The 22,777-nt window shown below is 62.5% G+C and carries 16 protein-coding genes; 4 read left to right on the top strand and 12 right to left on the bottom strand.

Features of this window, described 5'->3' with window-relative positions:
- Window positions 1-42: 42 nt before the first annotated feature.
- The 5 genes from AB6O04_RS05005 to AB6O04_RS04985 all read right to left on the bottom strand — a co-directional run bounded on the left by AB6O04_RS05005 (window position 43) and on the right by AB6O04_RS04985 (window position 7,325).
- Window positions 43-774, bottom strand: coding sequence for a YebC/PmpR family DNA-binding transcriptional regulator (locus AB6O04_RS05005; protein WP_368562688.1), 732 nt, complete (start codon window positions 772-774; stop codon window positions 43-45).
- 191 nt (window positions 775-965) lie between these two features.
- Window positions 966-1,574: an esterase/lipase family protein gene (locus AB6O04_RS05000; RefSeq protein ID WP_368562686.1), complete on the bottom strand. Its 609-nt coding sequence runs from the start codon at window positions 1,572-1,574 to the stop codon at window positions 966-968.
- A gap of 277 nt (window positions 1,575-1,851) precedes the next feature.
- Entirely contained in the window at window positions 1,852-2,976 is a 1,125-nt protein-coding gene (locus AB6O04_RS04995) for an efflux RND transporter periplasmic adaptor subunit (protein ID WP_368562685.1), read from the bottom strand.
- Complete coding sequence (locus AB6O04_RS04990) at window positions 2,973-6,191, bottom strand: efflux RND transporter permease subunit (RefSeq protein WP_368562684.1); 3,219 nt, start codon at window positions 6,189-6,191, stop codon at window positions 2,973-2,975. Before AB6O04_RS04990 ends, AB6O04_RS04995 begins: the two co-directional genes overlap by 4 nt.
- A gap of 144 nt (window positions 6,192-6,335) precedes the next feature.
- Window positions 6,336-7,325, bottom strand: coding sequence for an aldo/keto reductase (locus AB6O04_RS04985; RefSeq protein WP_368562874.1), 990 nt, complete (start codon window positions 7,323-7,325; stop codon window positions 6,336-6,338).
- 191 nt (window positions 7,326-7,516) lie between these two features.
- Between AB6O04_RS04985 and AB6O04_RS04980 the strand changes: the two genes are divergently transcribed.
- Window positions 7,517-8,467, top strand: a complete 951-nt coding sequence (locus AB6O04_RS04980) for an AraC family transcriptional regulator N-terminal domain-containing protein (protein ID WP_368562683.1) — start codon at window positions 7,517-7,519, stop codon at window positions 8,465-8,467.
- 99 nt (window positions 8,468-8,566) lie between these two features.
- Here the strand turns inward: AB6O04_RS04980 and AB6O04_RS04975 are convergent, their stop codons facing one another.
- From AB6O04_RS04975 to aspS, 3 genes are all read right to left on the bottom strand, one after another.
- The gene (locus AB6O04_RS04975) at window positions 8,567-9,079 is read right to left on the bottom strand and encodes an N-acetyltransferase family protein (protein WP_368562682.1); all 513 of its coding nucleotides are present in this window, start codon (window positions 9,077-9,079) and stop codon (window positions 8,567-8,569) included.
- A 268-nt stretch (window positions 9,080-9,347) separates the two neighbouring features.
- Window positions 9,348-9,623 carry a DNA primase gene (locus AB6O04_RS04970; RefSeq protein WP_368562873.1) on the bottom strand — a complete coding sequence of 92 codons (276 nt, stop codon included), beginning with the start codon at window positions 9,621-9,623 and terminating at the stop codon, window positions 9,348-9,350.
- A 179-nt stretch (window positions 9,624-9,802) separates the two neighbouring features.
- A complete protein-coding gene (gene aspS / locus AB6O04_RS04965) occupies window positions 9,803-11,551 on the bottom strand; it encodes an aspartate--tRNA ligase (RefSeq protein ID WP_368562681.1) in 1,749 nt (582 codons plus the stop codon).
- A 166-nt stretch (window positions 11,552-11,717) separates the two neighbouring features.
- On the opposite strand from aspS, the gene AB6O04_RS04960 reads away from it, so the two are divergent.
- Window positions 11,718-12,449, top strand: a complete 732-nt coding sequence (locus tag AB6O04_RS04960; protein ID WP_368562680.1) for a DUF3011 domain-containing protein — start codon at window positions 11,718-11,720, stop codon at window positions 12,447-12,449.
- A 159-nt stretch (window positions 12,450-12,608) separates the two neighbouring features.
- On the opposite strand, the gene AB6O04_RS04955 is transcribed toward AB6O04_RS04960, so the two are convergent.
- The 3 genes from AB6O04_RS04955 to AB6O04_RS04945 form a co-directional block, all read right to left on the bottom strand.
- Window positions 12,609-13,241, bottom strand: a complete 633-nt coding sequence (locus AB6O04_RS04955) for a hypothetical protein (RefSeq protein WP_368562679.1) — start codon at window positions 13,239-13,241, stop codon at window positions 12,609-12,611.
- A 65-nt stretch (window positions 13,242-13,306) separates the two neighbouring features.
- Window positions 13,307-13,639, bottom strand: coding sequence for an FmdB family zinc ribbon protein (locus AB6O04_RS04950; protein ID WP_368562678.1), 333 nt, complete (start codon window positions 13,637-13,639; stop codon window positions 13,307-13,309).
- A 72-nt stretch (window positions 13,640-13,711) separates the two neighbouring features.
- Window positions 13,712-15,568: an ABC-F family ATP-binding cassette domain-containing protein gene (locus tag AB6O04_RS04945; protein WP_368562676.1), complete on the bottom strand. Its 1,857-nt coding sequence runs from the start codon at window positions 15,566-15,568 to the stop codon at window positions 13,712-13,714.
- Between the two features lie 189 nt (window positions 15,569-15,757).
- Between AB6O04_RS04945 and AB6O04_RS04940 the strand changes: the two genes are divergently transcribed.
- Window positions 15,758-18,148, top strand: coding sequence for a TonB-dependent receptor plug domain-containing protein (locus AB6O04_RS04940; protein WP_368562674.1), 2,391 nt, complete (start codon window positions 15,758-15,760; stop codon window positions 18,146-18,148).
- 212 nt (window positions 18,149-18,360) lie between these two features.
- On the top strand, window positions 18,361-20,058 hold the full coding sequence (gene ybaL / locus AB6O04_RS04935) for a YbaL family putative K(+) efflux transporter (RefSeq protein ID WP_368562673.1): 1,698 nt from the start codon (window positions 18,361-18,363) through the stop codon (window positions 20,056-20,058).
- A 152-nt stretch (window positions 20,059-20,210) separates the two neighbouring features.
- Here ybaL and AB6O04_RS04930 read toward each other — a convergent pair whose 3' ends face one another.
- Window positions 20,211-22,490 (bottom strand): EAL domain-containing protein, encoded by a 2,280-nt coding sequence (locus tag AB6O04_RS04930; RefSeq protein WP_368562672.1) that lies wholly within the window; start codon window positions 22,488-22,490, stop codon window positions 20,211-20,213.
- Between the last annotated feature and the right edge of the window lie 287 nt (window positions 22,491-22,777).

Here is a 22,777-nt window from a genome sequence, read left to right as displayed (position 1 = left end):
AATTCCACATTCCCTGTTCCCGGTTCCCCGTTCCCGCTGTTGCTATGCATAAGCATCCGCTTTCAATTCGGCATTCGAATAAACGCTCTGCACATCGTCCAGGTCTTCCAGCATCTCCAGCAGCTTGACGACCTGCTTGGCGGTGTCGCCTTCGACAGCGATATCGTTGTCGGCGCGCATGGTCACTTCCGCTTCGTCGGCGGTCAGGCCCGCGGCCTCCATGGCGTCCTTCACGGCTTGGAAACTCTCCGGCGCGGTCACTACGTCGATGGAACTATCGTCCGGATAGACGATCACGTCCTCGGCACCGGCCTCAATGGCGGCACCGGTGATCCGGCCTTCGTCCGCACCCGGCGCGTAGCTGAGCACGCCCAACCGCTTGAACATGAAAGCCACCGAACCCTCCGTACCCATGTTGCCGCCGCACTTGCTGAAGGCATGGCGCACATCGGCCACGGTACGGACGCGATTGTCGGTGAGGCAGTCGACGATGACCGCCACGCCGCCGGGCGCGTAGCCCTCGTAGCGGACTTCCTCGTACACCACGCCTTCCAGCTCGCCGGTCGCTTTCTTGATCGCCCGCTCGATCACGTCCTTGGACATGTTGGCGGACAACCCTTTATCCATTGCTGTGCGCAGGCGCGGGTTGTTGGCCGGATCGCCTCCGCTAGCGCGCGCGGCCACTCCGATTTCACGGATGATCTTGGTGAAGATCTTGCCGCGCTTGGCGTCGGTAGCGTTCTTGCGGGCTTCGATAGACGGTCCACGACCCATGGGGTTTCCGGATGCTGCGTTGGTGAAGCCGCGAATTATAGCGCTGCGGCCACGGGAGCGCCCTGCGCCCCAAAAAGCAGTCAGTGCGCGCGAACAAGAACGCGCCGCGGCGCGCGCGGCCACATGGCGAACAGGAGGGGATTCAATCCCTTACAGGGATTGACGGGAAGAGCCCACGCTCACGGACGCTCTCATTGCACGTCGAAGTGGCCTTCCCTGAGGAAACACGCAGCCTGGCGCGCAGCATCAGCCGAGAACACCAGCCCGGTATGGCTGGCGGCGACCGTGCAATGGTCCGCCAAGCCAGGCAATCGGGTTTCGGCGACTGCCACTGTGCCATCGGATTCGCCGTCGAAACGGACGAACAGCCGCCCCATACCCCGCGCGATAGTGCCGGCCACCATGCCCACCCGGGTTTGCCCCTGCCAGGGTTCGCAGCCTTGTTGCAGCAGGCTTGCACTGCGCCCCAACAAGGGAGAGTGGCGGCTCAAGCGGCGCGCGGCTTCACTGCCGCATAAGGGCGAACCAATACAGACCATGCGCGGTACGGGCAGATCAGGCTGCCGCCGCAATGCCTCCAAACCGACCAAACCGCCGAGGCTATGCCCCACCAGATTGATCGGTTCCGATACGGATAACCGTTCGATCAGCCGGGTGATGGCGATTTCCGGCCCACCGAAGACGCTGGGATAGCCGAATACATCGACGTCGAAACCTTCAGTGCGCAGCCGCCGGGCCAACGGCGCCAGCCATGATTTCGCGTTCCAGATGCCATGCAGAAGCAAGATGCGGTTGTTCATGCTGAGAGCATAGCGGTGAACGGTGAACGGTGAACGGAAAAGGCTCTGCTTTTACTTCCCCCTTGACCAGCCATTCGGCTGTTAAAAGCGCAAAAGGGGGATGACCCGCCATTCGGCGGTTGAAAAGCATTTGAGGGGGATTTGCTGTTGCTCTTAAAAAGCGACAGCAAAAGCAAAAGCAAATCCCCCGTCGTCCGCTGCGCGGACGCCCGCCCCCTTTTTTTAAGGGGGGTTTCTATTCCGGTCTTTTTTTAGATGGATGTATGCGAACGCGCCATCAAGACTTAGCAGCAACGCTCGGCTTGACCCTCACCCGGCTCCCCGCCGCCAGCAACGCATTCGGCGACAACACAACCGTTTCGCCCGCCGCCAGCCCTTCCACGACTTCCACCTCGTTGCCGAGATTGCGTCCCAGCCGGACCGGCCGATAGTTCACCACCGAGTCCTTGAGCAACGCGACCCTGGCACCATCGGCGCCTTGCAACACCGCACTGATCGGCAGCACCACGGCAGGCGCGGTGCGCGGCACGCTCAGGCGAACCTGCCCCACCATGCCGGCAGGAATCCGGCCCTCCGGGTTGGGCAACCGCAGTTCCACCCGCATGCCACCGACCGCGTCGGAGATACTTTGCGCGGAACGCACCACTTCTGCTTTGAAGCGTTCGCCCGGCATTTCCACAAAATCCACATCGGCCTGCAAGCCGGGGCGCACCTGCAAAGCCACGCTTTGCGGCACATCCACCACGATCCGCAATGGATCCAGCGCATTGATTTCGAACAACGGCGCTGTTGCCGCTGCGGAATCGCCGACCACGCGATCGCCACGCTCGACGTTGCGCTGAGAGATCACGCCTGCGAACGGTGCACGCATCACTTGGAAACCCTGCCGTTCACGCGCACTGGCCCAACGCGCCTCGGCTGAAGCCAGCGCGGCGCGACTCGCATCGCGCGCGGCAAGCCGGTCGCTATAGAGTTCGCGCGAGATCACTTGCGATTGCACCAGCCGTTCCGCACGTTCGTAGTTGGTTCGCGCCAGCTCCAGATCGGCACGCGCCTGCAGGACATCCGCCTGGGTTTCGCGCACCGCCTGGTCGATCTCCGGTGCGGAGATCACTGCCAGCACTTGGCCTGCGGTGACGCGATCGCCCAAGTCCACACGACGCTCGCTGACGAAGCCGGTGGCACGCGGGAACAAACGCGCGGTCTCGCCGGCCACGGTGCGTGCCGGCAATCGCAGTTCATAGGAATCGCCCGCTGGCTTGGCCTGCGCCGTCAGTACTTCCGGCGGCGCTGTGTCGCCGGATTGCTGAGCGGCGCTGCGGTTGCAGCCAGTGAGCGAAATACTGGCGGCAACCCCGAACAAGGCCCACAAGATATTTCTTCCGCGTGTCGTGCTTTTCATCGAATGACTCCTGTACCGGGTGCGGTGTCTGGATTGCCGGGTGCAATGGCAGCCGATGCTTCTGAAGCCGATGCGGCACGGTTGTGGCGCCGGCCCAGCACCGCGAGCAGGGAAGGCACCAGCACCAACGTGGCTGGAGTGCCGAACAGCAAGCCACCGATCACCGCGCGGCCCAATGGCGCGTTCTGTTCGCCGCCCTCGCCCCAGCCCAGCGCCATCGGCACGATGCCCAGCACCATGGCGCTGGCGGTCATCAGCACCGGGCGCAGACGCACGGCCGCGGCTTCGTACGCAGCCACTTCCGGGTCGTGACCGGCGGCGATCAAGTCGCGCACAAAACTGGTGACCAGCACGCTATTGGCGGTGGATACGCCAATCACCATCATCACGCCCATCAACGCGGGTACGCTCAACGGCGTACCGGTCACGAACAGCGCCACCGCCGCGCCAGAGATCGCCAACGGCAATCCGCACATCGCGGCCAACGGCAGGATCCACGACTGGAAATTCACCACCAGCACCAGGAACACCAGCACCGCCGCCATCAATAGTCCGCCCGCCAGTTCGCTGTAAGCGCTCTGCATCTCGCCCGCCTGGCCGGCGATTTCGATGCGATTGCCAGGCTGTAATGTGGGTTGCAACTCCGCGGTGATCTCGGTCAGGCGATCGTATACGGCACCCAGATCACGGCCCTGCACATTGGCCACCACGCTGATCGTCGGCGCCAGGGTGCTGCGACCGATGCTGGCCGGCACGCTGCGTGTGGTCGCCGTCGCGACATTGCGCAGCAAGACGGTGCGGCCGTCGGTGTCGACGCGCAGCGGCGTGTTGAGCAGTGTTTCGACGTCGCTCAGGTCGGCCGGTGGCGCCTGTACCTGCACGGTGTACGACATGGCGTTGGCGGTATCGACCCAGTACACCGGCGTAACCGTGCCCGCCGAACCCAACACCGCCAGCACCGCGCGGCTCGCATCCTGCGCGCTCACGCCCAGTTGCGCCGCACGGCTGCGGTCGATCGCAATGCGGTATTCCGGCAGATCCAGAACTTGGCGCAAGGTCACGTCGACCGCGCCCGGAACTTCGCGCAGCCGCGATTCGATCTGTTGCGCCGCAGCCAGATTTCCGGCCACATCGCGACCGGTCACCTGTACTTCGAATGCACCCACGGCGGAGCCGGCCAATGTGCGGCTGGTCGCATCGGGTGGACGCTCGAAGATTTTGACTTCCGGGAATTTTTCGGCGATCCGCTCGCGTATCTGCGCCAGGTAATCGGCACTGGGCGCATGTGGGCTGCGTAGCTGCAGCATCAGCTCCGCTTCGAACGACCCCACCACCGCGCTATCCACCAACGCCAGGTTGATCGCATCCGGTGTGCCGATCTGTTCGTAGACCGTTTGCAGTTCGGCCGCTGGAATGATGGCGCGGATCTCGCGCTGTATGTCGGTCAAGCGTGCCGCTGTCTGCTCCAGGCGTGTGCCAGCCGGCAAGCGGACTTGAAGGCGTATCTGCCCTGCGTCGACCTGCGGAAAATATTCACGGCCTAGCGATACCGCCGACAGCGCACCCACTCCAATCAGCACGCATGCCGCCAGCGTCAACACACCGCCGTGGTGACCCAGCTTGACCAGCAGCGCATGGTGGCGCTCGCGCAGCCCCTCCAGCGTGTGTTCGACCCGATGATTGATTGCCAGCAATCGGCGCTCCACTGCCCAGCGCGGATTGCGACGGCTTTCCACATCGGCCGGCAGCAACAGCGAGCACAACACCGGAATCAGTGTGCGCGAGAGCAGGAACGATGCGGCCATGGCGAAAATCACCGCCAATGCCAGCGGCGTGAATACCCACGCTGAAAGACCGGTCATCAGCAGAATGGGCGTCAGCACGATACAGATACAGATCGTTGAAACCAGTTCCGGAAACACCACTTCCTTGGCGCTGTCCAGGATCGCGGCACGCACGTCCTTGCCCAACGCGATATTGCGGTTGGTGTTCTCCACATCCACCACTGCGTTATCGACCAGGATGCCGATCGCCAACGCCAATCCACCCAGCGTCATCACGTTGAAGGTGTAGCCCAGCAGATTGAGCATGGCCACGGATGCCAGCAACGCCAGAGGAATTGCCGACAACACGATCAAGCTGGAACGCCAGGACCCGATGAACACCAGTACCACGAAAGCCACCAGCAGACCGACCAGCAGTGCTTCGTGGCGGATCGACGCGATGGCGTTGTCGACGAATACGGATTGATCGAAGATGGGCTCAATGCGCATGCCCGGCGGCGCGGAGGCGATGATCTCGGGCAGCCTTTCCCGTACGCCGCGGACTATTTCGACTGTCGACGCGCCACCCAGCTTGATCAGCGCCACCGAGACAGCCGTGGCACCATCCAGGCGCGCGACATTGGTCTGCAAGGCGCCACCATCGCGCACGGATGCCACATCGCGCACATAGATGACGTTGCCGCCGCGGCTAGCGATTGGCAGGTCCAGGAAACCCGCCGCCGTTTCAGGGCTGGTTTCCAACGAAATCTGCATCTCGCGAGCGCCTTCGCGGATGTTGCCCGATGGCAGTGTCGGACTGCCGCGTTCCAGCGCGGAGGTGACGTCGGATGGAATCAGGCCATAGGTCTGCAACGCCCGGGGATCCAGATCGACCATGATCTGCCGCGCGGCGCCGCCGTACGGCAGGGTCATGCGAATCCCAGGAACGGTCTGGATCTGCGAGCGCAATTGAAGGCGCGCATAATCGTAGAGCTGCGCCTCGGTCAGCGAATCGGACGACAGCACCAGTTGCATCACCGGCGTGCTGGAGACGTTGTTGCGAATGACCAGCGGCGGCGAAGTGCCGGGCGGCATGCGCCGCAAGATGGTCTGCGAAACAGCGGTGATCTGGCCCAGCGCACGTTCCAGACTGACATTGGGCTGGAAATCGATACGCACGATCGATGTGCCGTTGAGCGACACCGAGCTGACCTCTTTGAGGTCATCGACGGTGTTCATGATCGCCACTTCAGAAAACGACGTGATCTTGGCCGCCATTTCCGCCGCAGGCAGGCCGCTATAGGTCCATATCAGATTGATCGACGGAATGCCGACCTCGGGCAGGATGTCGGTGGGCATGCGGCGCGCGGCCAAGGTGCCGAACAGCAGGATCAGGATGGCCAACACCCCGATGGTGTAGCGGCGGTTCAACGCGTATTGGACGATCCACATGCCTGGATTTCCTCACTTCGCACCAAGACAGCAGCACGGCATGCTTCGATGGCATACCTATGCTGCACTGCAATATAACCCGGCCGGTGCCCGCTTCCCGTGACATGGAACTAACAGACGAGCTGGTGCCGGGCTGTCGATCCGCTATCCGTTCAGCAGCGCCCGGCCGACTTCCGCATAGCGTTCACCCACGACTTGCTGGGTTTGGAGGATTTCTTCGATCTGGCTGCGCTCTCCATCGCGCAGTTGAATCGAGGTAGCGGCGGCGTTTTCCTCCAGCCGCGCGATGCGCCTGGTGCCCGGGATCGGCACTACGTCCGGCGCGCGATCCAGCAGCCAAGCCAGCGCCAGCTGCGCGGGCGTGCAGCCCCGTGCCTGCGCGATCATTCGGATCGCTTCGACCAGATTGGCGTTGCGCTCGAAATTGCCAGGTTGGAACCGCGGGTTCTGGCGGCGGAAGTCGCTGGCATCGAGGTCATTGGTCGATTGGATAGCGCCGGTCAGGAAGCCGCGTCCGAGCGGGCTATAGGCAACTACGCCGATGCCCAGCTCGCGGCAAGCCGGTAGGACTTCGTCTTCAATATCGCGCGACCACAACGAGTATTCGCTTTGAAGCGCGGTGATCGGGTGCACGGCGTAGGCGCGCTTCAACGTGGCCGCCGAGGCTTCCGACAAACCCAGGTGACGCACTTTTCCGGCATGCACCAGCTCGGCCATGGCGCCAACCGTTTCTTCGATCGGCACATTCGGATCGACGCGGTGCTGGTAATAAAGGTCGATGTGGTCAACGCCCAGTCGCGCCAAGCTGGCGTCGGCGGCCTGCTTCACGTATTCGGGCCGGCCATTGATCGGCCGCGCGCCGGGATCGGCCGGGTCGCGCATGAAACCGAACTTGGTCGCCAGCACCACTTCATCGCGGCGCGTGCTCAGAATCTTCGACAGCAAGCGCTCGTTCTCGCCACTGCCGTACATGTCGGCGGTGTCCAGAAAGTTCACGCCAATGTCGAGCGCGCGGTTCAATACCGCCAGCGATTCGGCTTCATCGGACGGACCATAGAATTCGGACATACCCATGCAGCCAAGGCCGATGGCGGACACGGACAAGCCGGAAGCGCCAAGTTGGCGGCGCGGGATTGCGGATGCGGTAGACATCGTGGACTCCGTAGGCGGGGGAAGGAGTACGGATACGGTAAATTCGATGGCACGGCGGGCGTTAGCTCATTGCTGCCGCAGACTTGCCTGATCCTGCAAATCATCACCATGGGCACGCCACGCGCCCATTACCATGCCGATAATCGGCGCAACCGCCCCCACGCGCGAATGCCATGAATCATCTGAGCCCTTCTGAAGTAATTGCGCAACACGCGCTTCACGCGCCGCAAACGGAATTGGCCGACCGGATTGCCCGATTGGCGCCCAGCGACGGAATCCACGACACCGCACTGCCCCAGCTGCAGCTGGTGCGCATCAGTACGCTGACGCCTTGCTCACCCACGGTGTATGAGCCGCGCCTATGTATCGTGGTGCAGGGGCGCAAGATCGCCATGCTGGGCGACCAGACCTATCACTACGATCCACTCAATTATCTGGTGGTGTCGATGACGCTGCCGATGTTGGGCCAAGTGATCGAAGCAACACCTGAGAAGCCTTATCTATGCCTTCGGCTGGATATCGACCCTGAACAGATCGCCGACTTGATCATGGACACCGAAGCCGTCGCCAACGGCGGCGGCGATAACGGTAATGGCACGGGTTCGACCTGCGCTGCCTTCGCCGCGCGCGTCACGCCACCGTTGCTGGACGCGGTGTTGCGCCTGATGCGGCTGCTCGATGACCCGGGGGATCTGCGCATCCTCGGCTCCATGGCCATGCGGGAAATTTTCTACCGGGTGCTGCTGGGCGATCTGGGCCACCACCTGCGCGACTTGGCGGTGCGTGATAGCGGGCCGCAGCGCATCGCCAAGGCGGTGGAGCTGCTGCGGCAACGCTATCTGGAACCACTGCGCATCGAAACGTTGGCACGCTCGGTTCATATGAGCGTCTCCTCGCTACACCACAACTTCAAGGCGGCTACCACGCTGTCGCCGCTTCAGTACCAGAAGCAACTGCGCCTGCATGAGGCCCGTCGCCTGATGTTGGCCGAGGGCTTGGAAGCAGCCACCGCCGCGCACCGTGTCGGCTACGAAAGCCCTTCGCAGTTCAGTCGCGAATACAAGCGACTGTTCGGTGCGCCGCCGCGGTCGGAGATCAGCCAGGTGCGTCTGGCGACGCGGTGATCTTCGCTTCTGGTTCTTGGCTCTCGGCGCTGGCGCTGTCGACTCATCGGATCCGATGAGCTATCCGCGCCAGCGCTAAGAATAAAGATGCGCGAATACTCAAGGCATACGCTTCAAGATGAATTCGTCATCCAAGGTCTTACCGACTGCAAACTTGTACTCACCGACACGCTTAAATCCATGCCGCTCGTAGAAGCGCTGCGCGCCGTGGTTCTGCGACCAGACGCCGATCCATAGCGTGCGTGGTCCATCGCGCTCCAACCAATCCAATGTGGTGCGGAACAAATGTCCGCCCCAGCCGCCGTTCTGCAGCGATTTCAGTACATATAGCCGTTTGAGTTCACCGTCGCCAGGCTGCACGTCCGGATGCGGCAGACCGCACGGACCGGCAGCGGCATGGCCGATGGCGACGCCGTTGTCTTCCAGCAGCCAAACGGCGTAATCAGGATGCGCGAGGATGGTGCGCTGCTTGCCGACTTCGTAGGCGTCGGCGAGGAAGGCCGCGAGGTCCTCAGGTGGATACAAGTGGCCAAACGTTTCGGTGAAAGTGCGAGCAGCCAGGTCCGACAGGACCGGCGCATCTTCGACGGTGGCACGACGGATGATAGGCATGGGGTACTCACATGGGGTCAAGCTCCCTTCTCCCTCCGGGAGAAGGTGGCGCGCAGCGACGGATGAGGGAATGGAGTGTCCGCTTGTAGCAAAGCCGAATGGCAAGTCGCTGCCATTCCCTCATCCGCCCTTCGGGCACCTTCTCCCGATGGGAGAAGGGAAAGAACTTCCGCTTGTGCCGGGGTGACGAGCAAGCGGCATAGCTTCGGCGCTAGTCAGAATCAGAAGACGGCACTTCCGTCAGTCGGATTTCCCAACAGAGTGACGGTTACTTCTCGTCTTCCTCGTCGAGGTCTTCTTCCTCCTCGTCCTCGCCTTCCTCTTCTTCCTCTTCTTCTTCGTACTCGTAGTCGTCTTCGCCGAAGTCCTCGCCGTCCCAACGACCCTCACCATCGGGCACAAAGGTCAGCGCCATCGCTGCGCCGGCGTGGCCCACGCGCACCAGCCAGCCGCCGAACACGCGGGCGCGTTCGGTTACCAAGCCTGCTTCCGTACCCTCATTGCCCAGCTTTTCCCACTCCAGCGCGAATGCATGCTCTGTCATGTCAGTCATCTCTCTCGATCAATGCTCTTCCACGCGCGGAAGAGCGAAATTGGAAAAGTATCGCCTGCCCCTTGCCCCCGTCCCGTTCCCTACCCCCGCAGGCGGAGGTAGGAAGGTGCCATGCGGGAGTCGTTTCGGTGCTGGCGTGTGCATCTTTGTCCGCAGAAGCTTCGGCGACGTTATTTTTTGGGGCGTACCTGGATATGCACTTCCGCCAGTTGCGCTTCCGGGATCGGCGACGGCGCGCCGGTCATCAGGCACTGCGCGGTGGTGGTCTTCGGGAACGGGATCACGTCGCGGATCGATTCGGTGCCCGCCATCAGCGCGGCGATGCGATCGATACCGAACGCGATGCCACCATGCGGCGGCGCGCCGTATTTCAACGCATCCAGCAGGAAGCCGAACTTGGCCTCCGCTTCTTCCGCGCCGATTCCCAGCAGCTCAAATACCGCACTCTGCATTTCGGGGCGGTGAATACGGATCGAACCGCCGCCGATCTCGTTACCGTTCATCACCATGTCGTAGCCACGCGACACGGCCGTCTTGGCGTTGGCACGCAGATCAGCGATGTCATCGACTGCCGGCGCGGTGAACGGGTGATGCAGCGCCACATAACGTTGCGCTTCCTCGTCCCACTCGAACATCGGGAAGTCGGTGACCCACAGTGGGCGCCAGCCTTCGGCGACACGATGTGTATCCTTGCCGACTTTCAAGCGCAGCGCGCCCATGAAGTCGCTGACAGTCTTGTAATCGCCCGCGCCAAAGAAGGCGATATCGCCATTCTGCAGAGCGACTGTTTTGACTAGCGCCGCGAAGGCGTCTTCCGCAAAGAACTTGGCGATCGGCGAGGTCACTTCGCCGTTCTCGCCCAGCTTGATATAAGCCAGGCCTTTGGCGCCGTACTTGGCCGCATGCGCGGCGTAGTCATCGATCTGTTTGCGCGAGAACGCAGCGCCGCCCGGTACGCGCAGCGCGGCCACGCGGCCATCCGGATTGGCGGCGGCATCGGCGAACACCTTGAACTCCGTTGCCTTGACCAGTTCCGCCACATCCACCAGTTCCAGATCGATGCGTAGGTCGGGCTTGTCCGAACCGTAGCGGCGCATGGCTTCTTCATAGCTCATGCGCGGGAAGGGATCGGCGAGTTCGACATCCATCACTTCCTTGAAGATGTCGCGGATCATGCCTTCCACGGTGTCCTGTACATCGCGCTCGCGCACGAACGCGAACTCCATGTCCAGCTGGGTGAATTCGAGCTGGCGATCGGCACGCAGCGCTTCGTCGCGGAAGCAGCGCGCGATCTGGTAATAACGATCGAAGCCGGCCACCATCAGGATCTGCTTGAACAGCTGCGGCGACTGCGGCAACGCGTAGAACTCGCCCGGATGCATGCGCGCCGGCACCAGGAAGTCGCGCGCGCCTTCTGGGGTAGCCTTGGTGAGGATGGGCGTTTCGATATCCTGGAAACCGCGCGCGTCCAGCCAACGGCGCAGCGCCTGTACCAGCTTGATGCGGGTGCGCTGCTTGCGCTGCATTTCCGGCGTGCGCAAATCTAGATAGCGGTATTTCAGGCGAATGTCTTCACCGGCGTTCTCGTGCGCATGGAACGGCAACGGCTCGGCTTTGTTGAGCACTTCGATCTTGGTGGCGACAATCTCGACCTTGCCGGTCTTGATCTTGTCGTTGACGCTGTGGCGCGCCCGCACGACGCCTTCCACGCGCAATACGTCTTCATAGCCCAGGCTGGCCGCCACCGCGAACACATCCACGCTGTCGGGTTCCACCGTCACCTGCACGATGCCTTCGTGGTCGCGCAGATCGATGAAGCAGACGCCGCCGAGATTGCGAGCGACGTCGGTCCAGCCGCAAAGGGTAACGGTCTGACCGATCATGGCCTCATCGATGAGGCCGCAGAAATGGGTACGCATGGGGGCTCCGCAAATATCGTCCGGCGGCTGCCGGACAGTTTCATAACAGCCGTAGGCTGATCAAGCCGCGTAGTTTAACCCGGCGCGGCCCAAATCAGCCTCGGAATGACGCTTGCGCCCGGGAAAGCGATTGGGATTAAGCTATGCCCTCCGAGAGGAGACCGCCATGAATAAGCCGTTGATGCAGTTCGCTTTTGCGCTGTTGCTGGCCCTCATGGCTGGCGGCGTGTCCGCTCAAGCGCAGACCCGCGCCTACGCACCGGAAAACCTGCGCACCCTGTCGGTATCCGATCAAAGCCGGGTGATCGGCCAGGAGTATTCCGAACAGTCGCGAGGACGCCGTATTCCGGACGATCAGCTGCGCTTCTACCTGGACCAGGTCAACCGATCCAACTGGACCTTCAGCCGCATCAAGCAGGACATCGCCACCTCGCTGGGCGGCGGTTCCGGCGGCTGGAATCCGAATCCGGGCAATGGTTATCCGGGCACCGGCCGAGTCATCCGCTGCGAAAGCATCAACATGCGCGAACGTAGCTGCCCAACCGGCTTCCGCAACCGCGCGCGCTTGGTGCGCAATCTGTCGAAAGGCCAGTGCATCGAAGGCAATTCCTGGCGCCAGCAGCCCGGCACCATCTGGGTCCGCAATGGCTGCCGCGGCGAGTTCGAGGAGATCACCGGCGGCGGTGGCTGGAATCCGGGTGGTGGAAACGGCTACAGCGTGACCTGCGTTAGTGAAAGTAACCGCCACCGCACCTGCGCCTGGGACAGTCGCCAGGGCCGTCCGGTGGTCATCCAGAACATCTCCAAAACCCCATGCCGCGAGAACGTCAACTGGGGTTATCAAGGTCAGCAAATCTGGGTGAACCGCGGCTGCCGCGCGCGCTTTGGGGTTCGATGAGCCGCTTAGTTGCGTTTTCGCGTCAGGTCACAACGAACTCGTCATCCCGGCGCAGGCCGGGACCCAGCGACTGTCCGCCATCTAGAACGCAAGGCACTGGGTCCCGGCCTGCGCCGGGATGACACTTTTCAGAGGTTTTTGTTTCCCGACCCAGAAGGACTAGCCCTCCGCGCCCCAAGGTGCCGGTGGCGCGGGCACCGGTTGGGTCAAATCGAACTCCACCTGAAACAGCCGCCCATTCGGGCGGCTAAGTTCGTACACAAAACGCTGCCCCGGCACGATTTCCATCGCCCAGGTATTGGTTACCGACGCCGCCAAACCTTCCCGCTGAAACAGCGCAATGGATTCCGCATCCACCGGGAAGGCCTGCCTAGTGGCGGTTCCGGCGTCAACGGTGTCGCCGCCATACATCGTGGTGGTATCTGGACTGCCGTCTTCATGCCGGTGATCGTGCTTGAGCTGCAGCCCCTGTTGCGTACGGGTCAACACCCAGGTACGCGAACGGTCATCGCCGACATGAAAAGGAATGCGCAGCTGTTTCTGCGGCTCATCGCAGCCGCGCACGTGCATGATCAGCGGCTTGCCTTCGAACGCATCCGGCGTGGACGGCTTGGGCACATTGGCGACCACCCGCCCCGCGAACGCTTGGCCGCAGTGATGGGCGATGGCCGCCATGAACCGATCCGCCGGCGCTGTTGCCGCGGGCCGGGAAAGCGGAGTGTTGGAAGAAGAAGCGCAGCCGGCGAGTAACCATACCGACGCGGCCATCAGGGCGGGCTTGAGGATATTCATGCGCCACCCTACCTGCGACGGCAGGTCGGCATCAAGCCGCCGCTTATTCCAAGCGGCTGCAGACCTCAAACCGCAGGCGTGGACGGCGCCGCCGCAGGTTTTGCTTCGGTCTTGGCCTCTGCCTTAGCCGCAGGCGCCGCTTCCGACGGCTTGCTGTCGCCAGAGGGCTTGGCCGCACCGTCGCCACTGTCGGCGAGGTTGCGCTTCTTGTCGCCATCTTTCTTGAAATCGGTCTCGTACCAGCCGCTGCCGGCCAGCCGGAACGACGGCGCCGTCAGCTGCCGCTTGACCGAAATCATGCTGCATTCCGGACAGGTATCCGGATCCGGGTCAGACAGCTTCTGCAAGCGGTCAAAACTGTGTCCGCACTGGGTGCATTCGAAGGCGTAGATGGGCATGTCAGGGAACGCAGAAAGTGGAAGGAACTAGCGAAGCAATGGGGGTGGAACGGCCAATATCAAGCACGGGCATCACGCGACGTCGTAAAGCGAAGACCAGGCCTGCTCGGCCTCTGCCAACTGGCGCAGCAGCACTTCGCGGTCCCGTCCCAGCTGGGCGAGGCGATCGGCTTGCCCATAGATCTTCGGATCGGCCAGCGCCGCATCCACTTCCGCCACCTTGGCTTCCAGCTCTGCGACGCGCGCTTCGGCTTGGGCCAGTTTGACCGGGTTGATCTTCTTTGCCGGGGTCAGCGGCTTGGCGTGTGGCGGCGGCGTGGGTACGGCTTCGGCCAGCTTCTGCTTGGTGCCTTGGGCCGCGGGGCGCGTGCGCAGCCAGGCGGCGTATTCGTCCAGGTCGCCATCGAAGGGTTCCACCACCCCGTCGGCGACGCGCCAGAAGGTATCGCAGACCAGACCGATCAAATGGCGGTCGTGCGAGACCATGACGATGGCGCCGTCGAAATCGCTGAGCGCTTCGGCCAGCGCCTCGCGCATTTCCAGGTCCAAGTGGTTGGTGGGTTCGTCCAGTAGCAGGACATTGGGTTGCTGCCACGCGATCAGGGCCAATGCCAGGCGCGCGCGTTCGCCACCGGAAAAACCATCGACAACCTCGAACGCACGGTCGCCAGGAAAATTCCATTTGCCCAGGAAGTCGCGGAAGGCCTGGGTAGGCGAATCCGGCGACAGATCGCGGAAGTGATCGATGGGCGATTGCCCTTCGTGCAGCGATTCGACCGTGTGCTGGGCGAAGTAACCAATGCGCAGATCCGGATGCGCGCTGCGCTCGCCAGCGATCAACGGCAAGTCACCCACAAGCGTTTTCACCAGCGTGGTCTTGCCGGCGCCGTTCGGTCCCAGCAAGCCGATGCGATCGCCGGCTTCCAGTCCGAAACCGACGTTGCGAAGAATGACGGTGTCGCCATATCCCGCTTCACCATGGTTGATGCGGATCAGCGAGTGCGGCAGGCGATTGGGTTGCGCGAATTCGACGCGGAATTCGCGCTCGGCGCGCACCGCTTCGGTACCGGCGAGTTTGGCCAGCCGCTTCATGCGGCTCTGCGCCTGCTTGGCCTTGCTGGCTTTGGCCTTGAAGCGGTCAATGAAGCTTTGCAGGTGCGCGCGTTCGGTCTGTTCCTTCTCGTGCGCGATCTGTTGCTGGCGCAGTTGCTCGGCGCGCTGGCGTTCGAAATCGGTGTAACCGCCGGTGTACAGTTTGGCGCCGCCGCCATGCAGGTGCAGCGTATGGGTGGCGACGTTGTCCAGGAATTCCCGGTCGTGCGAAATCAACAGCAACGTACCCGGATATTTCAGCAACCACTGCTCCAGCCACAGCACCGCGTCCAAGTCCAGGTGGTTGGTGGGTTCGTCCAGCAGCAGCAGATCGCTGGGCATCATCAGCGCACGCGCCAGATTCAAGCGCACGCGCCAACCGCCAGAGAATGCCGAAACCGCACGGGTGTGCGTTTCGGCGGGGAACCCAAGGCCGTGCAGCAACTTGCCGGCGCGTGCGGTGGCGTCGTAGCCGTTGACCTCTTCCAGCCGGTGATGGGCATTCGCCACGGCTTCCCAATCTTCCGCCGCCAACGCGTCGGCTTCCGCCTTGAGTGCGGCGGCCACGTCCGCGTCGCCGCCCAGCACGAAGTCCAAGGCCGAATCCGGCAGCGAAGGGGATTCCTGCGCCACGCTGGCGATCCGTAAACGGCCGGACAGCTCCACATCGCCCTTGTCGGCCTCGAGCTCACCCCGGATGGCGGCGAACAGGCTGGATTTGCCGGTGCCGTTGCGGCCGACCACGCCCACCCGGTAGCCGGCATGCAGGGTCAGGTCCACATTGGAAAGAAGCAGGCGTTCGCCCCGGCGCAGGGCGAAATTACGGAGGGAAATCAAGCGGGAACCTATTGCGATCAGCGGGTGCGTGGGGGCGCTAGTTTATCGGTACATGGCCGTCCCAGATTTGTTAATAAATTGTTGACTTCTTTGTCATGGCGCTGTAATCACCTTTGGTGCACCGCAAAAAAGTCCTTTCAAATGAAACGGATGGGCACGCATCAAACCCCGACCTTTCTAGGAGTAGCTATGACCCGTAAGCCTTCTCCACTCGCCCTTGCCGTTGCCTTGGCACTGGCCGCGTCCCCCGCTCTTGCGCAAGACCAACCACAAACCCCCGCGGACACCCGCACGCTGGACACGCTGATCGTGACCGGCACGCGCGTCGCTGATCGCACGGTGGCCGAGTCTGCTTCGCCTATCGACATCATCACCCCCGAGGCGTTGGAAGCCACTGGCACTACCGAGTTGGCGACCGCGTTGTCGCGCATGGTGCCCTCATTGAACTTCCCACGTCCGGCCATTACCGACGGTACCGATGCCGTTCGCCCCGCGCAGCTGCGCGGCCTCTCTCCGGACCAGGTGCTCGTGCTCGTCAACGGCAAGCGCTACCACACCACCGCGCTTATCAATTTGAATGGCAGCCAGGGCCGTGGTTCTTCGCCGGCGGATCTGAACACCATTCCCATCGCCGCTGTCGAACGCATTGAAGTGCTGCGCGACGGCGCGTCCGCCCAGTACGGCTCCGATGCCATCGCAGGCGTCATCAACGTGGTGCTGAAGGGCAGCGGCCAGGGCGGCAGTGTCGCCGCGCGCTATGGTCAATACAGCGCAGGCGATGGCGAGCAGTATCAGCTGTCCGGCGATGCCGGCTTCAGCCTGGGCGAGAAGGGTGCCATCCACCTCGCCGGCCAAGCCGGCCATCAGGACCAGACCGATCGTGCCAAGCCGTATCAGGGCGTGGTGCAACAACGCTATGGCGATCCTGACATCGACCAGGGCGCTGTGTCGTACAACGGCGAATACAGCCCTACGGACTACCTGACCTTCTATTCCTACGGCATGGCCAGCAAGCGCGAAGTGCTGTCCAATGGTTACTTCCGCTGGTCCGGCGACAATCGCAATCGTCCGGAGATCTACCCCAATGGCTTTCTGCCGCAGATCTACAACGTCAGCAAGGACGTGTCATGGGTCGGCGGCTTCAAAGGCAGCACCGAGGGCGGCCTGAATATCGACATCAGCTACAACTATGGCCAGAACAATCTGCGTTTCGAGGTGAAGAACAGCCTCAACAACAGTCTGGGACTGGATAGCCCCACCCAGTTCTATGCCGGTACGTTGGAAGTGACCCAGAACGTGCTCAACGCGGATTTCAGCAAGACATTGGATTGGGGCCTGGCCTATCCGGTCGCATTGGCCTTCGGTGGTGAATGGCGCGGCGAGAAGTTCAATGAATCGCCGGGTGAACTTGCCTCTTACGTCAACGGCGGCGTCCCCTCGGCCGACGGCACGATGCTGCCGGGTGCGCAAGTGTTCGCTGGATTCAAACCGTCCGATGCTGGCCATTTCGACCGTAACAGCTATTCGGCCTACGTCGACCTGGAAGCGGACCTAACCGACAAGCTGTCGGCCGGCCTGGCAGGCCGCTATGAGAACTACAGCGATTTCGGCAATACCACGACAGGCAAGCTGTCCGCGCGCTATGCGTTCACCGAGACAGTCGCGCTGCGTGCCACCGCATCCACCGGCTTCCGTGCACCGTCGTTGCAACAGCAGTACTTCCAGTCGGTCGCCACCAACTTCATCAACGTCACCCAGCCGGATGGAACCATAGCCGCGGTTCCTTTCGAGATTGGTACTTTCCGTACCGACAACCCGGCAGCCGTTGCGTTGGGTGCCGAGCCGTTGACGGCGGAAGAGTCGACCAACTATGGCCTGGGCCTGGTGCTGCAACCCGTCGAGGACCTCTACATCACCGTCGACGCCTATCGCATCGACATCGATGACCGCATCGTGCTTTCGGAGAACCTGACCTCGACGGATGTGCGCAACTATCTGCAGGCCAATGGCTATGCCGGTATCGGCGGCGGCCGCTACTTCACCAACGCCATCGATACCAAGACCACCGGTATCGATGTGGTCGGCACGTACCGGCTGGGCCTGGCCAGCAGCAACCTGGACCTCACGGCGGGCTATAACTACAACAAAACCGATATCGAAAAGATCGCCGAGAATCCGCCTGCACTCGAGGCCATCGATCCTACCGCGGTGCGCATCGGCCGTGCCGAGATCGGCCGCATCACCGAGGGCGCACCACGCGACAAGTTCTTCCTCAGCAGTACGTGGACGCCGGGCGACTGGGCGTTCACCGCAACAACAACGCGCTGGGGCGAGTTCACCACGTTCGGCACCACGGCGGCGGCCGATCAAACCTACAGCGCGAAATGGACGCTCGATCTGGCCGCAACCTACAAGCTCGGCAACTGGAGCTTCACCCTGGGTGGGGACAACGTCCTGGACGAATACCCCGACGACACCATCGCCGGCCAAGGCACGCGCAACTATCTGCCTTACAGCGGTTCCTCGCCGTTCGGTTTCAATGGCGCCTACATGTACGCCAACGCCGGATACAAATGGTGAGCGAAGCGGGTTAGCCCCTGTAAACGCCCCGCTTATGCGGGGCGTTTTTGTATAGGAAGAGTATTTCAACGTCTGTAACGCCAGTTTTTTTCTCCGCATGGGGTTTTGATGTGAGTATCTCTGGTCGGATGAATACGTCGCTCATCTTCCATTTGCCCCCATCGGCCCCATCAGCGACACTCTTTTCCCACCAAGCGGATCATTCTATTTAGATGCACCATGACACCGACCTGATCAACATCATCGCGGTTGGGCTTGCCCTCGCCTTCGTGCTGGGTGCGCTGGCCCATAAGCTGCGCCTGTCGCCGTTGGTCGGTTATCTGCTCGCCGGCATCTTCGTAGGTCCCTTCACGCCAGGCTTCGTCGCCGACCAGGACCTGGCCAATCAGTTGTCCGAACTTGGCGTGATGCTGTTGATGTTCGGTGTGGGCCTGCACTTCTCGCTGGAGGACCTGCTGGAAGTCAAAGCCATCGCCATTCCCGGCGCCCTTGCGCAGATCGCGGTCGCCACGTTGTTGGGCTGGGGCATGGCGTGGGGGATGGGCTGGTCGCCGTTGAACGGCTTCGTCTTCGGGCTGGCGTTGTCGGTGGCCAGCACCGTGGTGTTGTTGCGGGCGATGGAAGACCGCCGCCTCTTGGACACCAAGCGCGGACGCATCGCGGTGGGTTGGCTGATCGTCGAGGACGTGGCCATGGTGCTGGCGTTGGTGTTGCTGCCGGCGCTGGCGGAAGTCGTAAACGGAAAACCGGGCGCGGAAGCGGGCGCCGCGACGACCGGCAACGGCATGGCCATCGCGATGGCGATTGGCTGGACGCTGCTGAAACTGGGTTTGTTCGTGGCCGTGATGCTGGTGGTTGGCCGCCGCGTTATCCCCTGGACCTTGGAGCGCATCGCCGCCACCGGTTCGCGCGAACTGTTCACGCTGTCGATCCTGGCGATTGCATTGGGTGTGGCGTTCGGTTCGGCCATGCTGTTCGGCGTTTCGTTCGCGCTGGGCGCCTTCTTCGCCGGCATGCTGCTCAACGAATCCGAACTCAGCCAGAAGGCCGCCAACGATTCGTTGCCATTGCGCGACGCGTTCGCGGTGTTGTTCTTCGTCTCGGTCGGCATGCTGTTCGACCCGTCGATCCTGCTGGACCAGCCTTGGCAGGTATTGGCGACGTTCCTGATCATCGTGGTCGGCAAGTCGTTGGCGGCGTTCGCCATCGTGCGGCTTTTCAAGCATCCCACCAGCACTGCGCTGACCATCTCGGTCAGCCTGGCGCAGATCGGCGAGTTCTCCTTCATCCTGGCCGGACTGGGAGTAAGCCTGGAGATACTGCCGCCGGAAGGCCGCGATCTGATTCTCGCCGGCGCGTTGCTGTCGATCGTCGCCAATCCTTTTCTGTTCTCCTGGCTGGACCGCTGGCAGGCACGGCAGGCCAAGAAAGTCGCGACCGTCGAGGAATCGGAACCACCACCGGGCCCTTCGCTGGATATCAGCGACCACGCCATCATCATCGGCTATGGCCGCGTTGGGAGCGAGCTGGCGCGCGTTCTGCGCGAGCGTGGCGTGCCGCTGATCGTCATCGACGATAACGGCGATCACGTCTTGCGTGCGCACGCGGCTGGTATTCCCGCCATCCGGGGTAACGCCACCTCCGACAGAGTGCTGGCCGAGGCTCGTCCGGAGAAAGCCAAAATCGTGGTGCTGGCCATCCCGCAGCCGCTGGAAGCCGGCGAAGCGTTGGCCAAGCTGCGCGCGATCAATCCCGAGCTGACCTTGCTGGCGCGTGCGCATAGCGATGCCGAGGTGAAACATCTGCTGGCCCACGGCGCTGATGGTGCCGTCTTGGCCGAGCGCGAACTGGCGTTTTCGCTGGGCGAGATGGTGCTGGCTACGCCGCCGTACCGGGCCAAGCGGGTTTAGCGCTGTCGTTTTTGTAGGAGCGGCGTCCCCGCCGCGAGCTCTTCGCTTCTATTGCGATCTGACAGCAAGAACTCGCGGCGGGACGCCGCTCCTACATTCAGACGATGCTTGTTCGATTCTTTTGTTCACCGTCCCAATTGCGTTCAGCCCCGTTAGCCGACCGCAGACACCTTCGATAGCACCGGCACCGCCTCGGTCAATACATCGGACAACGGACGTGGTGCGCCGTACAGATAACCCTGCACGCGCTGCACGCCCAGTTCGCGCAAACAGTCGGCGGTCGCCTCATCTTCGACGAACTCCGCCACCGTCTCCGCACCGAACGCCTTGGCGATGGCCACCGATGCCTGCACCAGCGCGAAGTCGTTGCCGCGGGCTGTCACGTTGCGGATGAAGGAACCGTCGATCTTGATGATGTCCACCGGCAATTCCTTCAAACGCGAAAAGCTCTGCATGCCAGTGCCGAAATCGTCGATGGCAATGCGGCAACCCTTGGCGCGCAGATCGTTCAACAATTGGCTGGCGGCGGCGGTGCTGGAAATCGCCGCGGTTTCGGTCACTTCGAAACACAGGGAAGACAACGGCAGTGGCGTGTCGGCAAGCAAGGTGCGCAACTCCACCTGGAAACTCGTCGACGCCAGGCTTTGGCCGGTCAGGTTGATGGCTATCTGCCGGCAGTAAGGCAGCGACTCGGGGTACTTGCGCAATTGCCGGAACAAGGCGCGCAGTACCGCCAGATCCAGTTCGGCGCCGCGGCCGGCCGCTTCGATTGGGCCCATGAACCGGGCCGGCGGTATCAGTTCACCGCTTTCACTGCGCAACCTGCACAGCACCTCACCGTAGATGACCGATGACGGCGTATGTACCGCACCTTTGGCCAGCAATGGAGGGATCGGTTGGAAGTACAGGACGACACGCTCGTTGCGCAGGCAAGCCAGCGCTTCAGCTGCGTTCTGCAGCTGTTGGCGCTGCGAGTGGCGCACCAGCAAATCGCCGACTTCGCTGTAGCGCGGGCGGACTTCGCCATGCTGGCGCGCGTTGAAGGCCAGATGGGACGCAGTCTGCAGCGCGGCATCGAACATTTCGGGGCGGCCGCCGGAGAAAGTCGCGATGCCCAGGTAAGGCAGCAGGCGCACAGCTTGTCCGTCCACGTCGATTTCGGCGTGCTCCACGCGCGCCATCAGCATTTCCCAAAGGTCGTCATCAGCGGACGCGCGCGGCAACAGGGCGAACTGGCCGGTACCGACGTAATAGGATTCCACCAGGTCGCTCAGCCGGCGCGCCACCGCGTTCATCGCGGCGGCCTGCGTCTCCAGGCCGAAACCGGCCACCAGCGAATCGGTCTGGTCCAGTAGCAGGTATCCGAGTTCCGTGCGGCGCGGCGCCTGCTGCGCCATTCGCAACCGCAACGCTTTCAGATTGGGCAGGCCGGTGACCGTGTCGCGGCGGGTTTCGTCCGAAAGGCGTTCCGCCAACTCGCGCCGATCGCGGTTGATCAGCCACAGATACAGCATCGCCATCAGCAGGATGTTCACTTCCAACGCAATGTGCAGCAGGTTGACGAAGCCGATTGCGCTGTTGCCGTATTCGGCGGTGCCCGCCACTGCGTACACCAACAGCGCCAAAGCGCCAGACAACGCCAGCATCGACCAATGCGATGGCAAACGCAGCACACACCAGGCCAGCACGATGAACAACGCGAAACGGTAGTCCATCAGCACGATGCGCGGCGCCTGAGCGTCGGTTAGCGTCTCCTGCACATGCACGGTGGTCCACAGGCTGGCCGCCAGCACGCCGCACAACAGCAACGGCCACCACCAACCCCGTTTAGGCAGCCGCGATGGCTGTCGGCCGCGTTCGCACCAGACGATCACCAACGGCATCGTCACCACCGCAACGCCAAACAGTTTGGCGAAGAACGTCTGGAAGACATCGCTCAGCGCCACCTGGGGAGTCGACAGCAGGACAATGCTGGCGCCGAGCACCGCCATCCCCGCCGGATACAGCAAAAGACCCGCGCCGGCGAAACGAACCAGATCGGCCTGCCGGACCCGCCGGGTTTCGGCGGGCCGTGGCCAACCCGCCCAACGTGCGCAGGCGATCGTCCATACGTAGCCCAGCGTCGATACCGCCAAACCCCATAGCAAGGTGATGCTGGGTCCGCCCTCGTCAGCGGATTGGCGGACCGTCCAACCCAGAAAAGTGATGAAGTACGTACCCGCCAGCACCCACCGGTCGCGGTCCAGCATTGCGATGGCCAGCAACACACCAGCCTGCAGGTGGATCAGCGAGGCATCGTCCTGGTTGCCGAAGAAATCGATGCGATAGGGGATAGGGATCTGTTGCAGCAACAGGCATAACAATCCCAGCAGCACAATCTTGCCGGCTCGGCTGTGGATCATTTCTTCAGGCAGGAATCGGGCGATTGGCATGCCTCAGACAGGATTCGTGCTCCCCCAGCACGCCACTATCCTGACATGAAAGATGGACTTGGCAAGAACCGCGCCCTGCGATCGTTCCCGAGCCCGCAGCAATGAGGCCGTCGCAACGGCCGCCTATAGCCGCTTTTCGTAGAGCGGAGCTGCGCCTCGCAATACTACCGGCTCAGTAGCAATGAGGCCGTCGCAACGGCCAGCGATAGCGAATGGCCGCTTATAGCCGCTTTTCGTAGAGCGGAGCTTGCTCCGCTGCTCTTCGTGGGGCCGCGCGACGATTCATG

This window comes from Pseudoxanthomonas sp. UTMC 1351 (genome assembly GCF_040948865.1).
Lineage (GTDB): Bacteria > Pseudomonadota > Gammaproteobacteria > Xanthomonadales > Xanthomonadaceae > Pseudoxanthomonas_A.
This window is presented reverse-complemented; position numbering and strand designations above follow the sequence as displayed.

What these genes read in the sequence shown, in the direction of transcription:
- AB6O04_RS05005 (WP_368562688.1), bottom strand. Translation starts at nt 774, where the DNA reads ATGGGTCGTGGACCGTCTATCGAAGCCCGCAAGAACGCTACCGACGCC.
- AB6O04_RS05000 (WP_368562686.1), bottom strand. Translation starts at nt 1,574, where the DNA reads ATGAACAACCGCATCTTGCTTCTGCATGGCATCTGGAACGCGAAATCA.
- AB6O04_RS04995 (WP_368562685.1), bottom strand. Translation starts at nt 2,976, where the DNA reads ATGAAAAGCACGACACGCGGAAGAAATATCTTGTGGGCCTTGTTCGGG.
- AB6O04_RS04990 (WP_368562684.1), bottom strand. Translation starts at nt 6,191, where the DNA reads ATGTGGATCGTCCAATACGCGTTGAACCGCCGCTACACCATCGGGGTG.
- AB6O04_RS04980 (WP_368562683.1), top strand. Translation starts at nt 7,517, where the DNA reads ATGAATCATCTGAGCCCTTCTGAAGTAATTGCGCAACACGCGCTTCAC.
- AB6O04_RS04975 (WP_368562682.1), bottom strand. Translation starts at nt 9,079, where the DNA reads ATGCCTATCATCCGTCGTGCCACCGTCGAAGATGCGCCGGTCCTGTCG.
- AB6O04_RS04970 (WP_368562873.1), bottom strand. Translation starts at nt 9,623, where the DNA reads ATGACAGAGCATGCATTCGCGCTGGAGTGGGAAAAGCTGGGCAATGAG.
- aspS (WP_368562681.1), bottom strand. Translation starts at nt 11,551, where the DNA reads ATGCGTACCCATTTCTGCGGCCTCATCGATGAGGCCATGATCGGTCAG.
- AB6O04_RS04960 (WP_368562680.1), top strand. Translation starts at nt 11,718, where the DNA reads ATGAATAAGCCGTTGATGCAGTTCGCTTTTGCGCTGTTGCTGGCCCTC.
- AB6O04_RS04955 (WP_368562679.1), bottom strand. Translation starts at nt 13,241, where the DNA reads ATGAATATCCTCAAGCCCGCCCTGATGGCCGCGTCGGTATGGTTACTC.
- AB6O04_RS04950 (WP_368562678.1), bottom strand. Translation starts at nt 13,639, where the DNA reads ATGCCCATCTACGCCTTCGAATGCACCCAGTGCGGACACAGTTTTGAC.
- AB6O04_RS04940 (WP_368562674.1), top strand. Translation starts at nt 15,758, where the DNA reads ATGACCCGTAAGCCTTCTCCACTCGCCCTTGCCGTTGCCTTGGCACTG.
- ybaL (WP_368562673.1), top strand. Translation starts at nt 18,361, where the DNA reads ATGCACCATGACACCGACCTGATCAACATCATCGCGGTTGGGCTTGCC.
- AB6O04_RS04930 (WP_368562672.1), bottom strand. Translation starts at nt 22,490, where the DNA reads ATGCCAATCGCCCGATTCCTGCCTGAAGAAATGATCCACAGCCGAGCC.